Source organism: Flavobacterium sp. UBA5153 (assembly GCA_002413745.1).
Lineage (GTDB): Bacteria > Bacteroidota > Bacteroidia > Flavobacteriales > Flavobacteriaceae > Flavobacterium.
Map to the genome: position 1 here is coordinate 299917 of DHXP01000073.1, position 16781 is coordinate 316697.

Genomic DNA, 16781 nt, shown 5'->3' on the forward strand with positions numbered 1-16781 from the left:
TAATACCCTATAACTTTAAATTATAATAACCTGCCATATTTTTTATAAATAATTCCGAAAGCGCATCGGCTTTCCCTTGCAAAGTAATAATATAAAAATAGCGTTCTATAACTAAATTATCAATATCAAGAATGATTAATTCGTTATTTTTAAGCTCTTTTTCTATAGCGTGTAGGGAAATAAAAGCGACACAATCCGAATTCATTAAATATGATTTTATACTTTCGGTACTTCCTAATTGCATTTCAATCGTCAATTGTGAAAGATTAATTTCAAAAGGTTTTAGTGCATATTCAATTACTTCAAGTGTTCCGGAACCTTGCTCTCGCATCACGAATCGCATAGTTTTTAAATCCTCTTGACTAACTTGATCTTTATGTATTAGGGGATTATCGCTGTTGCAAACTAATACCAATTCGTCTTTTAAAAATTCGGTGTACTTAATGGATTGATTTTTAGATTGACCTTCGACAATCCCTATTTCAATTTCTTTGTTCAACAAGGCGTTTTCGATTTGCTCCGTATTTCCGTTAAGCAAATTCACTTTTATTTCCTGTAATTTTTGATGAAAGCGAGCCAAAAGAGGAGGGATTATATATTGTGAAATGGTCGTGCTGGCTCCCAATCGAAGCAAACCTCGCTGCTGATTGATAAGTGCACTCATATCGAAATCTATTTCCCGATAAACTTCAAATATATTTTTGGTGTGTTTCAACAATAATTCACCAGCATTCGTGAGTGAAATTTTAGAACCGTTTCTTTCAAAAAATTTGATTTTATATTGTTCTTCCAGCTCTTGAATGTGTTTAGAAACGGCTGGTTGAGTAATGAATAATTCTTTCGCCGCTTTTGTGAAGCTCAACCTATTGGCAACAGTGAAGAATACTTTTAGTCTAAAATCCATATTTGTATATTTTTTATTAAACGGAATTCAAACCTATAACATTCCATTATATTTTCGGATAAACCATTCTGAAGACAGCGAAACAGCTATTAAAACTAACAACCAAACCCAATCAATCAAAGGGGTTTTGGTGACAATCAATTTTTGGACTGCTTTGTAATTTTCATTTTCCAAAAGGGATTTTATCAATGAATCAACCTGGTCAGGATAATGAACTTTGCCATGTGTTTGCAAAGCCAATTGGTTCAATTTCTCCACATCGGGATTGACAAATTGTTTTTCGATGTCAAAATCCAGAATTTCAAAATGGCTGTTGTAAATCGTGTTGGAGTTCAATTCCTTTACCGAAAAATTATAGGTTCCAGCCGAAAGTCCGTCAAGATTTACTTTAAAGGAATTATTTCCTTTTAATAAATCGTAGTTTTTGACTTGTTTTGTTTTGGTATTAGTCACTGAAATAGTCAAACGTGCTTTCTCGTCAAATTCGTAGTTTTTATTGAAGTATTGTGCCGAAATTTCAATTGCTTCACCCGAATTGTAGAAATTTTCGTGGCTGACAACCAACGATTTTTTCGAGTTATTGGAGGCTAAATATTGGATGATTTTATCAACGAAAACACCAAATTTTCCGAATGATTGATTATCAATGTGGCTTTGCAAACGCCATTTCCAAAGGTTTTCTCCCAAAAGAAAAGCCGAGCGTTTACCTTGATTTTCAGCAAAAGCCAATAAAGGTGAATTGGTTTCAATGTTTCTGATTTTGGAAGAAAGTAATGTTGCAACATTTCCATTTGTGGTTACCGTTCCAAAAGCATTTTGCAAAGGCGAAAAATTTTCAAAACCCAAATTCTCAATCGCAAAAAGATTAAACCGTGAATTGAATTCGGCCAAATAATCTTCTTTTTGACCGCTCATTTTGAAAACTAAATTGCTTTGTTGTTGGTTCAAAAAATTGAAATCAGTGTCAGTTCCCGTGACAATAAAAGTGTTAATTCCAGCTAATTTATTGTTCTCAAAAATTGATTTAAACTCTGCGGTTGGTTGGTATAAAATTAAAATATTATAATCCTGTAATGATTTGATTTCTTTAGGTTTAACAATAGTTACTTTTCGTTGTGCATTAGATTCTATTGCTCGTTTCAAAGCGCCAATATCAGGATGATTTATTGCCGAAATTATCGCCACATTGGTCTTTTGGTCAATCACTTCGATCGCAAAATTTTTGGTGTTATTATAGGTGTTTTTTTCTTTTTCTTTGGAAGAAATCGAGGCCTTAAAAACTTGCAACTCCACTTTATCGGCAGGAAGCAGAACGTTTAAAATCTCTGACTTTTTGGATGAAGAAAACGAAACTGTTTGCCTGCTCAAAACCGAATTTCCTTGCGAGATACTAAAATCGGCGGTTACATTTTTGTTTCCTGAATATTGTAAAAATACTTCCACAGGAAATTTATTCTTGTGAAAGGCATATTTATTGACATTCAATTGATTGATTTTCAAATCCAAAAATGTAGTTGTATCGCCTACTACCAAAGGATAAACCTTGTTATTTGCGTCAAAACTATACACATAATCATTGCCCGAAGTTTGATTACCGTCGGTGATCAAAACCGTCGGGAAAACAACATTTTTGTAGATACTTTTCAGGTTTTGGGCAACTTCATCAATATTCGTCTGGCTTCCCTTGAAATTCATCCCGATAGCTATCGGGACTTCCGATTGCTGGAATTCGCTGTCAAATTGATAGGATTGCACATCGAATTTGTCCAATAAATCTTTGTTTTGGGCCAGTTTTTTGTGTAATTCCAATTCCGTTTCTTTGGCTTTCAAATCAACAATAGAACTCGAATTGTCAACAACAATTGGTAAAGGTGTTTTCACGATTTCGAAAGTTTTTCTGGAAATTATTGGATTAATCAACAATAACAAAATTCCGAAAATGGATATGAAACGCAAAAAAGCCAAAACCAAGTTCACTTTCGACTTGGTTTTGGCCTTATAATAATATTGAAAAAACGACAAACCACCAGCTATTATTAGAGAAAGCAATAGTGATAGAATGGCGTTTGTGGTCATTTATTTATATTTAAAAATTCGAAGATTCAAAGATTTAAAGATTATAAAATTAAATGTTACATCTTCAAAATCAATTTTTAAATCTTTAAATGATTTAATCTTTTAATATTAAGTAAGCGTTCCTCCACAAACGTTCAAAACTTGCCCGGTGATATAGCTACTCATATCCGAAGCCAAGAAAAGGCAGGCATTAGCAACATCTTCGGTAGTTCCCCCACGTTTCAATGGAATCCTTTCTCTCCAACCTTGAATCACTTCGTCACTTAATTTTGCCGTCATTTCAGTTTCGATGAATCCTGGGGCGATAGCATTGCAACGAATATTTCTTGAACCCAACTCCAATGCCACCGATTTTGTAAAACCGATAATTCCAGCTTTAGAAGCCGCGTAATTAGTTTGACCAGCATTTCCCTGAATTCCTACCACGCTGCTCATATTGATGATTGACCCAGCACGTTTTTTAAGAAAAGTTCTTTGAATGGCTTTGGTCATATTAAAAACCGACTTCAAGTTGACATCAATTACTTTGTCGAAATCTTCTTCGGACATACGCATCAACAAGTTGTCTTTAGTTATTCCGACATTGTTTATCAAAATATCAACGGTTCCGAATTCTGCCAAAACAGCATCTACAAATATTTGCGCTTCTTTGAAATCAGCGGCATTCGATTGATACCCTTTGGCTTTTATACCCATTTCGTTCAATTCGTTTTCTAATGCCATAGCCGATTCGACAGAAGAACTATAGGTAAACGCCACGTTTGCACCGTGTTTTGCAAAAACTTCAGCAATTCCTTTTCCTATTCCGCGACTTGCGCCTGTGATTATGGCCACTTTTCCTTCTAGTAGTTTCATATTATGATTTAAGTTTGTTTATTATCGAGTTTCAAATATAAGAATAATGTAGGGAGTGCCAAAAAAAATGCCCAACGAATTGTGGGCATTTATATTTTGCGATAAAATGTACTAAAAAGCAACATTCCATCTTGGCAATCTTCCGTTTTCGTCAAGGAAGTTTTGTAAAATTTGTCCTTCCACAAAAGTTGGGATTACTTTAGTTTTTTCGTTGAATGTTTCATACCAATACACTTCAAGTCTTTCTATTTTTTCCAGTTTCATTTGTGCTGGCCAAGAGTATTTTCTTCCTGTTTTGGCAAATTGGTGTCCGTTAACAATCTTGTCGAACAATCCACCGTTTTTGCTTTTCAGCGTTCCGTCATTTTGGATTGTTCCTGTAGAACCAACCATAATTAACTCTTTTTCTTCTCCATCAACTGCATACACAAGGAAAATTCCGCTTCCGGTTTCTGTGGCATTACAAACTTCTTCTAGACTATCATCAGTTGTATAACTAAATTGATTTTTGACTTTGAACTTTTTTAATTCTTTATACATTTTATCTTTTTTTGCCACAAAGGCACTAAGGCACAAAGTGTTTTTTTTATTAATTTTAATAATAGAAAAAAGTCTCAATACAATTATCGAGACTTTTTTTTTGGTTTTATTATTTAAAAATATTGGAGTTTATCCTAATACTTCTTTTACTTTTTTTCCAATTTCTGCAGGAGAATCCACCACGTGAATGCCACATTCTCTCATAATACGTTTTTTGGCTTCAGCTGTATCATCGGCACCTCCAACGATTGCACCTGCGTGACCCATTGTTCTTCCTTTTGGAGCAGTCTCTCCAGCAATGAATCCAATTACTGGTTTACGGTTTCCATCAGCTTTGATCCATTTGGCAGCGTCAGCTTCCAATTGACCTCCAATTTCGCCAATCATGACGATACATTCGGTTTCTGGATCATTCATAAATAATTCGATGGCATCTTTCGTGGTTGTTCCAATGATTGGATCTCCACCAATACCAATTGCGGTCGTGATTCCCAAACCTTGTTTTACCACTTGATCAGCCGCTTCATAAGTCAACGTTCCAGATTTTGAAACGATACCAACTGTTCCTTTTTTGAAAACAAAACCTGGCATAATACCTACTTTTGCTTCACCCGGAGTAATCACGCCAGGACAGTTTGGACCAACTAATCTGCAATCTCTGCTTTTGATGTAATTATTGGCTTTTATCATATCTGCCACCGGAATTCCTTCGGTAATGGCGATTATCACTTTGATACCTGCATCGGCAGCTTCCATAATTGCATCGGCAGCAAAGGCCGGCGGTACAAAAATAATGGTAGTATCAGCTCCTGCTTGATCTACGGCGTCCTTAACCGTATTGAAAACTGGGCGATCTAAATGGGTTGTTCCACCTTTTCCAGGAGTAACTCCACCAACAACGTTGGTACCATACTCAATCATTTGAGAAGCATGGAAAGTTCCTTCGCTTCCTGTAAATCCTTGAACAATTATTTTGGAATCTTTATTGACTAAAACGCTCATGATATATTTTTTTATGTAGTTTTTTAATTGTGATGCAAAAGTATAAAATAGTAAACAGTAATCAGTAATCAGTATTCAGTTTTTTAGGGCTAATTTATGATAATTGGCTCATTTGATAGCCTCTAAATAATTTATTGTCTTTTATTTGCCAAATTGCCATAAAATGTGCCAATAACATTTCTTCTCTTGGATTTTCAATTGTTTTTACAAAATGAGAATACCGCACCGAAACTATGTCTTTTTCCACTATAATATGACTTATTCTTACTTTGGATCTTACATAGGCCCTGCTCAATTCGTTGGATAAATCCATTAAAGAATCATAATTCATCTGTATAAATCCTTTGGTGCTATTCCAATCTATCAAGATTTCTGGATGCACGAATTCTTTCATAATTTCGCTATCAATGAGTGCGTCAGATTTATAAAATTTTAGAACAATTTCTTTGGCAGACATATCATTTTAATTTATTTAGAATTTCTGGTATCTTTTTGATATTGGCAAGCTGTTTCAATTTTTCCCTGGATTCTTCGATTGGTGTACCAAAATAAGTTTTACCGCCTTCAACCGATTTTGTAACTCCAGTTTGACCAAGAATTACAGCCTTCTCGCCTATTGTTATTCCGCTTGTGGTTCCTACTTGTCCCCAAATAGTGACTTCATCCTTAATTATTACACAACCCGCAATTCCTGTCTGGGAAGCAATCAAGCATTTTTTTCCAATTACGGTGTCGTGTCCAACATGTACTTGATTATCAATTTTTGTTCCTTCGCCAATGGTTGTATCGCCCGAAACTCCTTTATCAATGGTACAAAGTGCACCAATGCCAACATTGTCTTTTATAACCACTCTACCTCCAGAAATCAATTGGTCGTAGCCTTCGGGACGTTTTTTATAGTAAAAAGCATCTGCTCCAAGAATGGTTCCCGCATGAATAATCACGTTATCACCAATTACGGTATGGTCATAAATGGAAACATTCGAATGAATCAAACAATTTTTTCCAATGATTACGTGGTTTCCAATAAAAGAATTAGGTTGAATTATCGTTCCTGCTCCTATTTTGGCTGAAGCCGAAATAGCTGCATTGGCAGACTGAAAAGGCCTGAAATGATTTGTTAATTTATTGAAATCCCTAAAAGGATCATCGGAAATCAACAAAGCTTTACCTTCGGGACAATCTACATTTTTGTTTATCAAAATGGTTGTTGCCGCCGAATTCAGTGCTTTGTCATAATATTTTGGATGATCAACAAAAACAATATCGCCTGATTCGACTACGTGAATCTCGTTCATTCCAGAAACGGGAAAAAAAGGATCGCCAACATATTCACAGTTGATAATAGTTGCGATTTCTTGTAATGTATGGGTTTTGCTGAATTTCATTTTAATTTAGGGTATAAATTTAGAGGGTTATGAGTTTAGACTAAACTTCTAAACTCATAACCCTCTAAACTAGAAACTATTCCTTAACGCGTTCCATATAATTTCCAGAAGCGGTATCAATTTTAATTTTGTCGCCTTCATTGATAAATAAAGGCACGTTTACTGTCGCTCCAGTTTCAACCGTGGCTGATTTTGTGGCATTTGTAGCGGTATTCCCTTTTATTCCAGGCTCTGCATAAGTCACTTCAAGTACCACAGATGCAGGCATATCAACCGAAAGAGGCAAATCGGTTTCCGTATTGATGCTTACCATTACGTTTTCGCCTTCTTTCAATAATCCCGGCGAATCCAATATGTTTTTATTCAAGGAAATTTGTTCGAAAGTTTCAACATTCATAAAATGAAATTCATCTCCTTCTGGATATAAATATTGGAATTTATGGTTTTCAACCCTCACTTCTTCAATTTTATGCCCTGCCGAAAAAGTATTGTCCAATACTTTTCCGTTAGTCAAACTTCTTAGTTTTGTTCGAACAAAAGCGGGTCCTTTTCCAGGTTTAACGTGAAGAAATTCTATGATTTTATAAATATCATTGTTGTATTTTATACACAATCCGTTTTTAATATCTGATGTTGATGCCATTTTGTTTTTTTTATTTCTTTCCTCTCCCCAACCCTCTCCAAAGGAGAGGGAGCCGAGGCTGAAAATTAGTTACTAATTATTTTATATTATTGTTTTATTTTGTGCTACGTTATATTTTTTGCAATATAGTTACACCTACACTCCCTCTCCTTCGGGGAGGGCTGGGGTGGGGATTAATAATTCCCGGTATATCCCTTCATGACCCCTCTTGATGAATTTCTGATAAAATCTAATATTTCATCGCGTTCAGGAGTTGCTTCCATTTCAGCCTCAATGATACCTATAGCTTGGGTTACATTATAATTTTTTTGGTAAAGAATTCTATATATTTCTTGAATTTCCCTGATTTTTTCGGGCGTGAACCCCCTTCTTCTTAGTCCGATTGAATTGATTCCCACATAAGACAAAGGCTCTTTTGCTGCCTTTGTAAATGGTGGAACATCTTTTCTGACCAATGAACCACCTGAAACCATCGCGTGATCTCCAACATTTATAAATTGATGGATGGCTGCCAAGCCTCCAATAATGGCATATTTACCAATTGTAACGTGGCCTGCAAGCGCTACTCCGTTTACGATGATGGCATTGTCACCAATATGGCAGTCATGGGCAATATGTGCCGTTGCCATAATCAAACAATTATTGCCAAGGGTTGTTTGACCTGATGCGATTGTTCCTCTATTGATGGTTACACATTCTCTGATTGTACAATTGTCGCCAATTATTGCCAAAGAATCCTCCCCACCAAACTTTAAATCTTGTGGAATTGCCGATATTACCGCACCTGGAAAAATATTGCAATTTTTTCCTATTCTTGCGCCTTCCATTATGGTTACATTTGAACCTATCCAAGTTCCGTCACCGATGACTACATTATTATGAATCGTTGTAAAGGGTTCAATAACTACATTTTTTGCAATTTTTGCACCCGGATGAACGTATGCTAAGGGTTGATTCATCTGTGATTTTTTATTTAGCCTCTCCCCACAACCCTCTGTAAAGGAGAGCGTAGCGATTGGTAGTTTATATTTATTGTTTTCTAGCTATTTGCGCCATTAACTCCGCTTCGGCCACAAGTTTTCCGTTGGCATAAGCATTAGCCTGCATGTGACAAATTCCTCTTCTGATAGGAGTAATTAAATCACATTTAAAAATTAAGGTATCCCCCGGAAGCACTTTATGTTTGAATTTGACATTGTCAATTTTCATAAAGTATGTCAAATAATTTTCTGGATCAGGAACTGTGCTCAATACTAAAATCCCTCCTGTTTGTGCCATCGCTTCAACGATTATTACACCTGGCATAACCGGAGCTCCCGGAAAATGACCCACAAAGAAGTTTTCGTTCATCGTTACATTTTTCAATCCAACTATATGACTTTCGGACATTTCTATTATTCTGTCAATAAATAAAAATGGAGGTCTATGTGGAAGCACGGACATAATTTTATGAATATCCATCAAAGGCTCTTGATTCAAATCATAAACAGGAACAAAATTTCTTTGCTCAATTTTTATGATTTTGGCCATTTTTTTAGCAAACTGTGTATTCACAAAATGACCCGGTTTATTGGCTATTATCTTTCCTTGTATTCTAGTGCCAATTAAAGCCAAATCGCCTACTACATCAAGCAATTTATGTCTAGCGGCTTCGTTCGGATAGTGCAACGTTAGATTATCTAAAATACCATTTGGTTTTACCGATATTTCGTCTTTTCCAAAGGCAACTTTTAGACTATTCATTGTTTTTTCGGAAATTTCCTTATCTACATACACAATGGCATTATTCAAATCTCCTCCTTTTATTAAACCATCCTCTAAAAGGGATTCCAGTTCATGAAGAAAACTAAAGGTTCTTGAATCGGCAATTTCCGTTTTAAAATCAGAAATAGTTTTCATCGTGGCATTTTGGGTTCCCAATACTTTGGTGCCAAAATCGACCATCGAGGTTATTTGATAATCATCACAAGGCATCACCAATATCTCGCTGCCTGTTTCATCATCAGTATAAGAGATTACTTCTTTAACAATGTATATCTTTCTTTTCGCCTCTTGTTCTTGAATTCCAACTTTTTCGATAGCTTCAACAAAATATTTCGAAGAGCCATCCATAATAGGAAGTTCTGATGCGTCTAATTCAATGATGACGTTATCTAAATCACAACCAACCAATGCTGCCAGAACATGTTCCGGCGTTTGAATTTTGACACCTAATTTTTCTAAATTGGTTCCCCTTTGCGTGTTTACAACATAATTCGCATCGGCCTCAATAATGGGCTGCCCTTCAAGATCTACTCTCACAAAAGTATAACCATTATTTATTGGTGCAGGTTTGAATGTTATTTTAACTTCTTTTCCTGTATGCAGTCCAACTCCAGTTAGTGAAATTTCTGTCTTGATGGTCTTCTGTTTAACCATTTTTTCCATTTTTTTGGTTTAATATTTGTTTTTTTAATTCTTCTATCTCAGTAACAATTTTTGGCAAATTCTTGAAATGAACATAGGATTTACTGAAATCATTGTATCCAAATGTTGGGCTTCCTTGCAAGATTTCATTATCTTTAATATTACGGGCTACACCGGATTGCGCCTGAATTCGCACATTATCACCTATCGTCAAATGTCCTACAATGCCTACTTGACCTCCTATCATTCCGTTTTTGCCAATTTTTGTGGAACCGGCAATTCCGGTTTGGGCCGCTATTACCGTATTTTCGCCTATTTCTACATTATGCCCAATCTGGATTTGGTTGTCCAGCTTCACTCCTCTTCTTATAATGGTAGAACCCATTGTGGCCCTATCTATGGTGGTGTTTGCCCCAACTTCTACGTTATCTTCTATAATAACATTTCCTATTTGGGGAATCTTGGAAAATGTCCCGTCGGGATTTGGTGCAAAACCGAAACCATCCGCTCCAATAATAGTCCCGGAATGTATGTTGCAATTGTTGCCAATTATACTTTCTGAATGGATTTTTGCGCCAGCAAAAATAGTGACATTATCCCCTATTACCACATTTTCTCCCACGAAACAATTAGGATAAATCTTCACATTTTCACCCAAGACCACGTTTTCTCCAATGTAACTAAAGCTTCCCAAATATAAATTGGCTCCATATTTTACATTTTCCGAAAGAAATGAAGGCTGTTCAATTCCGGTTTTATTCCCTTTTTTTGCCTGGTCGTAAAATTCCAGTAATTTTGAAAAAGATAAGTAAGCATCTTCCACTTTTATTAGTGTAGTTGCCAGTTCTCTATCAGGGGCAAAAGTATTATTTACAATAGTTATGGTAGCCTGTGTAGTATAGATGTAATTTTGGTATTTTGGGTTTGCCAAAAAGGTAAGTGATCCCTCGGATCCCTCCTCAATCTTGGACAATTTATAAACCTCGGCATTGGGATTACCAACGACTTCTCCTTCTAAAATTCCCGCTATTTGTTCTGCTGTAAATTTCATCTTATCTGATTATATTTTTTATAAGAATAAGATGGAAATCACTATCTATTATTCTAATTCTATTCAAAAAAAATGTACTGGCTCGTTTCATTCCGACAAAAATATAAAAAAATAGATTTTAAATGTTCATTTTATGCAAGTTGTTTTGGGAAACATATATAATATTTGGTTACCAATTTAGACAATGACTTCAAATTCAATTGATCAGAGGCTTCAACAATGTCTTCAATAGTTCTATCTTTTTTCAAAATCCGAATCGGTTCTGCTTCTTTACTATATGCTTGGTTTTTAATTTTACCCTTAAAAATAAAATAATTGGTTTCGAGCAAACTAATATTGTTTTCCAATGCAAAACGTTCCTTTATGAGTTGCAATTCTTCCGTTGGAATTTTTTCGCTGCTTACTTTTATTTTCAATAAATCCCTGTTGATTATCATTTTACTCAAAGATGAAAGTATAAAATCGTCCTGCTTTTGCCAAGATTTTAAGGCGCTAATAATATCAAAATCATCCAATTGTGAAAACAAATCTAGGTTTTCGCTATCGAAAATATCTAAGGTAATTTTGTTCTGCATAAAAAATAGCAACGGCTCGCTACACGGCAACACAATTCCTTTCTGGGTCAGTTCTTTGGCGCGTTTTAGGACTTTCGTCAAAATTAACTCGGCCACCAAACTGGTTTTATGCAAATAAGCCTGCCAATACATCAATCGTCTCGACATCAAGAATTTCTCTACCGAATAAATGCCTTTTTCTTCAATGACCAAAACATCGTCGACCACATTCATCATTTGGATTAATCGCTCAGAATTGACGTTTCCTTCTGCCACACCTGAATAAAAACTGTCACGTTTCAAGTAATCCATTCGATCCATATCGAGTTGGCTGGAAACGAGTTGCAGCATAAATTTTCGATGATAATCACCCTTGAAAACCTGAATAGCCAAACTCAATTGACCGTCAAATTCCACATTCAGTTGGTCCATAAACAACAATGAAATGGCCTCGTGATGCACATCTTCGACAATGCTTTTTTCCATGGCATGCGAAAATGGTCCGTGACCTATATCGTGCAACAAAATGGCAATATACAAGGCATTTTCTTCTTCCTGCGAAATAGAAACGCCTTTAAAACGAAGTACTTCGACGGCTTTTTGCATTATATGCATACAGCCCAAAGCGTGATGAAAACGGGTATGATTTGCTCCGGGGTACACCAAATACGACAATCCCATTTGGGAAATGCGTCGCAAACGTTGAAAATAAGGATGTTGGACTAAATCGTAAATTAAGGCATTTGGGATGGTAATGAACCCGTAAATGGGATCATTGAATATTTTCAGCTTATTGATTTCGCTCACTATATTGATTTGTTTTGAGGAACAAATATAAGGAAAGCAGTAATTTTATCAATAATAAATATCTAAAATGATATTCCTTTTAGAATTGTCGACTAATTTCTCAATTCTGTCATAATATATTTCGTTGACCATTGGGCAGCCAAAACTGTGACAAATGGCTTTGTCCTGCTGCTCATAAGGCACAAAACTATATTTATGCAGCACAATACTTCTCGCAAAAGCATTATTGTTGGTTGGGTCTAATCCGTATAATTTAAAGGCTTTGCCGAATTTTCCCACATATTCTTTCCCAATATAATATTTGCCTAATGAGGTGCAAAGAGAGCTGTTTGTATTGCTGAATTTCAATTCCCCGGCATTTCCCGTTTCTGAACCCAAACCGTGTGCAACCAGACCTTGATCCACTATTGTGTCCTTTTTTAAGTCATACACAATGAATCTGTTTTTACCGGACATAATTCGCATGTCAATAAAAAAAGCCAACTCAGTATTGTATTTGGGATTATTGTTAATGAATTGCTTTATAACTTTTACTTGTTCCAATAGCCTTTCTTCAGTTGAAATGGCCACTGACGAAATTTCATGGGTCTTCTTTTCTGGATTTGGTAATTCCTTCTTGAAACTAGAAAGAAGGATTCCAATTGGAATTAATATGAAAATTATTTTTCTCATTGGGTAGTATGCTAATTTTATTCGGATCGTTTAGACAACAATCATGCCGTTTTCTGAAAATGATTCTGATTTTCAGAAAATAAACAAACGACAAAATTACAAAATAATTGTTTTATAAACCAAAAATTTAAAATTACATACTGCTCTTTAACAGTGTTTTATATGAAATATAAGTGTAAAGCCACAACTTGGGTTAGTGTCTGGATCGAAGAAATTCTGATTGACCCTTAAACTTTATTTATGTTTGTTAGCACGATGGCGCGGATTTATAATCCGTGCCTATTACAATTATTTAGATTACTTTTCAATTTAAATAGATAGTATTTCTATTTGCTTTTTCACTTGTGTCACTTGTGTTTATGGGCACGGATTGCAAATCCGCGCTATCGTTCAAGAGAAAAATTCTTGTATTTCCGAGCCATCTGGGTATTTTCGGCTTAACGAAAATACAATAAAAAACGGTAATTCCAATAAAGTTCCCAGTCTTGCCAAACCGCTGTTAGTGGCTGGACTTTTTTTTATAACGGGTTTACTGTTTTAAATTCAAAATTAGTAGATACGTTTAAATTATTTTCAAAATTGCCAAAGGCTTCTAAAGAATTAATTGCCTTTATATTTAAGCTTGAAAATATTTCTCTAGTAAATTTTATAGAATATATATATTGATCTTCTGCTTTTCCATTTAATTTATTAAGCCTTTGAGTATATCCTGAAACAATAATATTTGTAATTTTTGGTGAAATATTATAAAATGTTCCTGCTAAAAAAAAAGCTATTCCAGAAACACATTGAGAATATTCTTGTTTTAATTCTTTTTGGGATTTATTTTTTATTGAAATTTTTCCACTTGATAATAAACTTGCTTTTTCAGTTGGCATATGTTCAATTTCTGGCAAATCTAAATTGATTTTTAGATTTTGCTCTAGATATTTATAGTCCAATGTAAATTCTACTGGTAAAGTAATTTCACCTATTATACTTTCTATTTTACTTTCGATGTAATCATTATCACCTAATAATATTTTCTCAAGTTCGTTTTTGATTTTTAAATACTCCGCTAAATACTCTTTATCTTTTGTGTCTTTAGTATACTTTTCATTTTCATTAAATTCTTTATTTTTACTTTCCCATTCATTTGTTTTTTCTTTAAATGTTTTTTGTAAATTTTCATCAACAAAATCTTGTCTCATTTTTTTATTCTTCCAAAAAAAAACTTTTTTAATGTTTTTCTTTGCAATTATTTCTAAATCTGATTTTATTAATTCTATTTCCGGTTTTATAATATCGAATTTCTTTACGTTGTATGTTTTAGGTTTCAAATTATCAAGTTCCGTTTGAAATATATTTTCAGTAATTATTTCGGGTGTATATTTGAATATATTTATAAATTTTTCTGTTTCTTCATCAATAGAATTTTTTCTACTTTCAGTTAAATCGTAAACTACTTTTTTATAACTATCACTTTTTTTAATTTTTCTAATTAAACTTTCATCGCTTAGTATTCTACCATTTTTATCTTCAACAATTAAAACTGGAATTCCCTTTTCATCAAGTCTAATATTAACATTTATTTCGTCTTGCTGGTTTTTCGAATTGTTTGATAATGAAGAAATATTATCGTTTGAATTTGAACTTACTTTTGTTCTTTTGTATAATCCAGTTCCTGGAATTCCTGTGTTCATATAAGTTCCATTTTTCCCAAATGTTGCTGAAGCACCTCTAACTCCTGCACTCATACTTAAACCAGAACCTGAAAGATTTAAATTTAATCCCTTTGCTATTTTTATTCTTTTTCTAAAAGCCATAATTTTTTATTTAATTAGTCTTTCTGCAGATTTTTGGTAGTCTTGCCTACAACTTGCATATAAGTATGATAAAATCATACAAAGCCACCCATTTTTGGGTAGATTGTAGTGACAAACGCCATACTTTATTGCAATTCAAATATATAAATAAATTATTACAAATAATTGAATAAAACTTTCTAATTCCTCTACTCTTTTGAGGATAAGTCTTTGGGAACTAAATATCTTGTCTTCTCGCATGCGTGAGGGATGGAAGCGGCATCCTCGCAGTGCAACGGAGAGATACAGCGCACAGTCCGACAGCGCCGCAGCTTGCGGAGGCGGTGGCACGCCCACAAGAATTTTAGCGAACTGACGAAGTAAATTCAAATTCGCATTCCGTTTTAAAGCCAATACCTTAAAATAGTATTAAATTAGCATACTATTGGCAACTTCCCCTTATAAAAAAAGTAAATTGCCGCATTGATTTATTACTTTTGAATACTTTTTACGAAATTATGGATAAGATAAAAATACTTTGGGTCGATGACGAAATTGACTATTTAAAACCCCACATTTTATTTCTGGAAAAGAAAAATTACAGTGTTACCACTTGTAATAACGGTCGCGACGCCATTGATATTTTTGAAAACGATAATTTTGATATCGTTTTTCTGGACGAAAATATGCCCGGCATGAGTGGTTTGGAAACACTTTCGGAAATGAAGGAAAAAAAATCCTCGATCCCGATGATTATGATTACCAAAAGTGAGGAAGAATATATTATGGAGGAAGCCATTGGCTCAAAAATCGCCGATTATTTGATAAAACCGGTGAATCCAAACCAGATTTTGTTGAGTTTGAAAAAGAATTTGGATCATTCACGATTGATTTCCCAGAAAACGACCTTGGATTACCAAAAAGAATTCCGGAAAATTTCGATGGAAATGGCGATGGTCAATTCCTATGAAGATTGGGTTGAATTGTATAAAAAATTGGTTTTTTGGGAATTGGAACTTGAAAACATTGATGACCAAGGTATGATTGAAATTTTGGAATCCCAAAAAGCGGAAGCCAATTCACAATTCGGGAAATTCATAGAACGCAATTATGAAGATTGGTTTGCCCCAAAAGCTGACAAACCCATACAATCTCACACTTTATTCAGGGAATTAGTTGTTCCGGAAATTGTAAAAAAAGACAAACCCATACTGTTTGTGGTAATTGATAATTTGCGTTACGACCAATGGAAGGTTTTTGAAAACGTGGTGGGCAATCACTATAAATTAGAAAAAGAAGTGCCATATTACGCCATTTTACCCACGGCGACACAATATGCCCGAAATGCCATTTTCTCCGGTTTGACTCCGCTTGAAATGGAAAAACAGTTTCCTCAATATTGGAAAAACGATCCTGAAGAAGGCGGAAAAAACTTGTTTGAAGCCGAATTTTTGGCAGCACAATTAAAACGACTCGGGTTGAACATCAAGCAGGATTATTTTAAAATCACCAATCTTGCCGGTGGAAAAAGACTGGTTGAAAATTTCAAAACACTGAAAAACAATGATTTGGTTACGGTGGTTTACAATTTTGTGGATATGCTTTCGCACGCAAAAACCGAAATGGATGTGGTAAAAGAACTGGCTTCAGATGATAAAGCCTACCGCTCGTTGACTTTGAGCTGGTTTAAAAATTCTCCCCTTTTGGAAATTATTCAGCAAGCGCAAAAACTGGGATTCAAGTTAATTTTGACTACGGATCACGGAACCATAAACGTAAAAAATCCTTCAAAAGTTGTTGGAGATAAAAATACAAGTCTTAATTTACGATACAAAACGGGACGCAGTTTAACATACGAACACAAAGATGTTTATGCCGTGAAAGAACCAAAAAATATAGGCTTGCCCACAATTAATATGAGCAGTTCCTATATTTTCGCAAAAAATGATTTATTTTTGGCTTATGTCAACAACTTCAATCATTACGTGAGTTATTATAAAAACACGTACCAACACGGTGGAATTTCTTTGGAGGAAATGATTATTCCGTTCTTGATTTTTAACCCAAAATAAATAGTGGTCAGTTTGCAGATAAAAACC

General features: G+C 34.7%; 15 protein-coding genes. 1 reads left to right on the forward strand and 14 read right to left on the reverse strand.

Annotated elements, in window-relative coordinates:
- Positions 1-7: 7 nt before the first annotated feature.
- The 14 genes from B2145_RS15735 to B2145_RS15800 all read right to left on the reverse strand — a co-directional run bounded on the left by B2145_RS15735 (position 8) and on the right by B2145_RS15800 (position 14703).
- Positions 8-904 carry a LysR family transcriptional regulator gene (locus B2145_RS15735; protein ID WP_291104367.1) on the reverse strand — a complete coding sequence of 299 codons (897 nt, stop codon included), beginning with the start codon at positions 902-904 and terminating at the stop codon, positions 8-10.
- 33 nt (positions 905-937) lie between these two features.
- Positions 938-2980, reverse strand: coding sequence for a hypothetical protein (locus B2145_RS15740; RefSeq protein ID WP_291104370.1), 2043 nt, complete (start codon positions 2978-2980; stop codon positions 938-940).
- Positions 2981-3088: 108 nt separating this feature from the next.
- Positions 3089-3835: a 3-oxoacyl-[acyl-carrier-protein] reductase gene (gene fabG, locus B2145_RS15745; RefSeq protein WP_291104373.1), complete on the reverse strand. Its 747-nt coding sequence runs from the start codon at positions 3833-3835 to the stop codon at positions 3089-3091.
- A gap of 111 nt (positions 3836-3946) precedes the next feature.
- Entirely contained in the window at positions 3947-4375 is a 429-nt protein-coding gene (locus B2145_RS15750) for a hypothetical protein (protein ID WP_291104375.1), read from the reverse strand.
- Positions 4376-4504: 129 nt separating this feature from the next.
- On the reverse strand, positions 4505-5377 hold the full coding sequence (gene sucD / locus B2145_RS15755; RefSeq protein WP_291104378.1) for a succinate--CoA ligase subunit alpha: 873 nt from the start codon (positions 5375-5377) through the stop codon (positions 4505-4507).
- A 94-nt stretch (positions 5378-5471) separates the two neighbouring features.
- Complete coding sequence (locus B2145_RS15760) at positions 5472-5834, reverse strand: nuclear transport factor 2 family protein (RefSeq protein WP_291104381.1); 363 nt, start codon at positions 5832-5834, stop codon at positions 5472-5474.
- Between the two features lies 1 nt (position 5835).
- Positions 5836-6765, reverse strand: coding sequence for a UDP-3-O-(3-hydroxymyristoyl)glucosamine N-acyltransferase (locus tag B2145_RS15765; protein WP_291104384.1), 930 nt, complete (start codon positions 6763-6765; stop codon positions 5836-5838).
- Between the two features lie 76 nt (positions 6766-6841).
- Positions 6842-7408 (reverse strand): elongation factor P, encoded by a 567-nt coding sequence (gene efp, locus B2145_RS15770; RefSeq protein WP_291104388.1) that lies wholly within the window; start codon positions 7406-7408, stop codon positions 6842-6844.
- 173 nt (positions 7409-7581) lie between these two features.
- Complete coding sequence (gene lpxA / locus B2145_RS15775; protein WP_291104391.1) at positions 7582-8367, reverse strand: acyl-ACP--UDP-N-acetylglucosamine O-acyltransferase; 786 nt, start codon at positions 8365-8367, stop codon at positions 7582-7584.
- A gap of 70 nt (positions 8368-8437) precedes the next feature.
- A complete protein-coding gene (locus tag B2145_RS15780; protein ID WP_291104394.1) occupies positions 8438-9826 on the reverse strand; it encodes a bifunctional UDP-3-O-[3-hydroxymyristoyl] N-acetylglucosamine deacetylase/3-hydroxyacyl-ACP dehydratase in 1389 nt (462 codons plus the stop codon).
- Positions 9819-10865, reverse strand: a complete 1047-nt coding sequence (lpxD, locus tag B2145_RS15785) for a UDP-3-O-(3-hydroxymyristoyl)glucosamine N-acyltransferase (RefSeq protein WP_291104397.1) — start codon at positions 10863-10865, stop codon at positions 9819-9821. Before lpxD ends, B2145_RS15780 begins: the two co-directional genes overlap by 8 nt.
- A gap of 131 nt (positions 10866-10996) precedes the next feature.
- Positions 10997-12226, reverse strand: a complete 1230-nt coding sequence (locus tag B2145_RS15790; protein WP_291104400.1) for an HD domain-containing protein — start codon at positions 12224-12226, stop codon at positions 10997-10999.
- Positions 12227-12274: 48 nt separating this feature from the next.
- Positions 12275-12898 carry a murein L,D-transpeptidase catalytic domain-containing protein gene (locus tag B2145_RS15795; protein ID WP_291104403.1) on the reverse strand — a complete coding sequence of 208 codons (624 nt, stop codon included), beginning with the start codon at positions 12896-12898 and terminating at the stop codon, positions 12275-12277.
- 518 nt (positions 12899-13416) lie between these two features.
- Positions 13417-14703, reverse strand: a complete 1287-nt coding sequence (locus tag B2145_RS15800) for a DUF4236 domain-containing protein (protein WP_291104406.1) — start codon at positions 14701-14703, stop codon at positions 13417-13419.
- Between the two features lie 497 nt (positions 14704-15200).
- On the opposite strand from B2145_RS15800, the gene B2145_RS15805 reads away from it, so the two are divergent.
- Positions 15201-16754: a bifunctional response regulator/alkaline phosphatase family protein gene (locus B2145_RS15805; RefSeq protein ID WP_291104409.1), complete on the forward strand. Its 1554-nt coding sequence runs from the start codon at positions 15201-15203 to the stop codon at positions 16752-16754.
- The last annotated feature ends 27 nt before the right edge of the window (positions 16755-16781 follow it).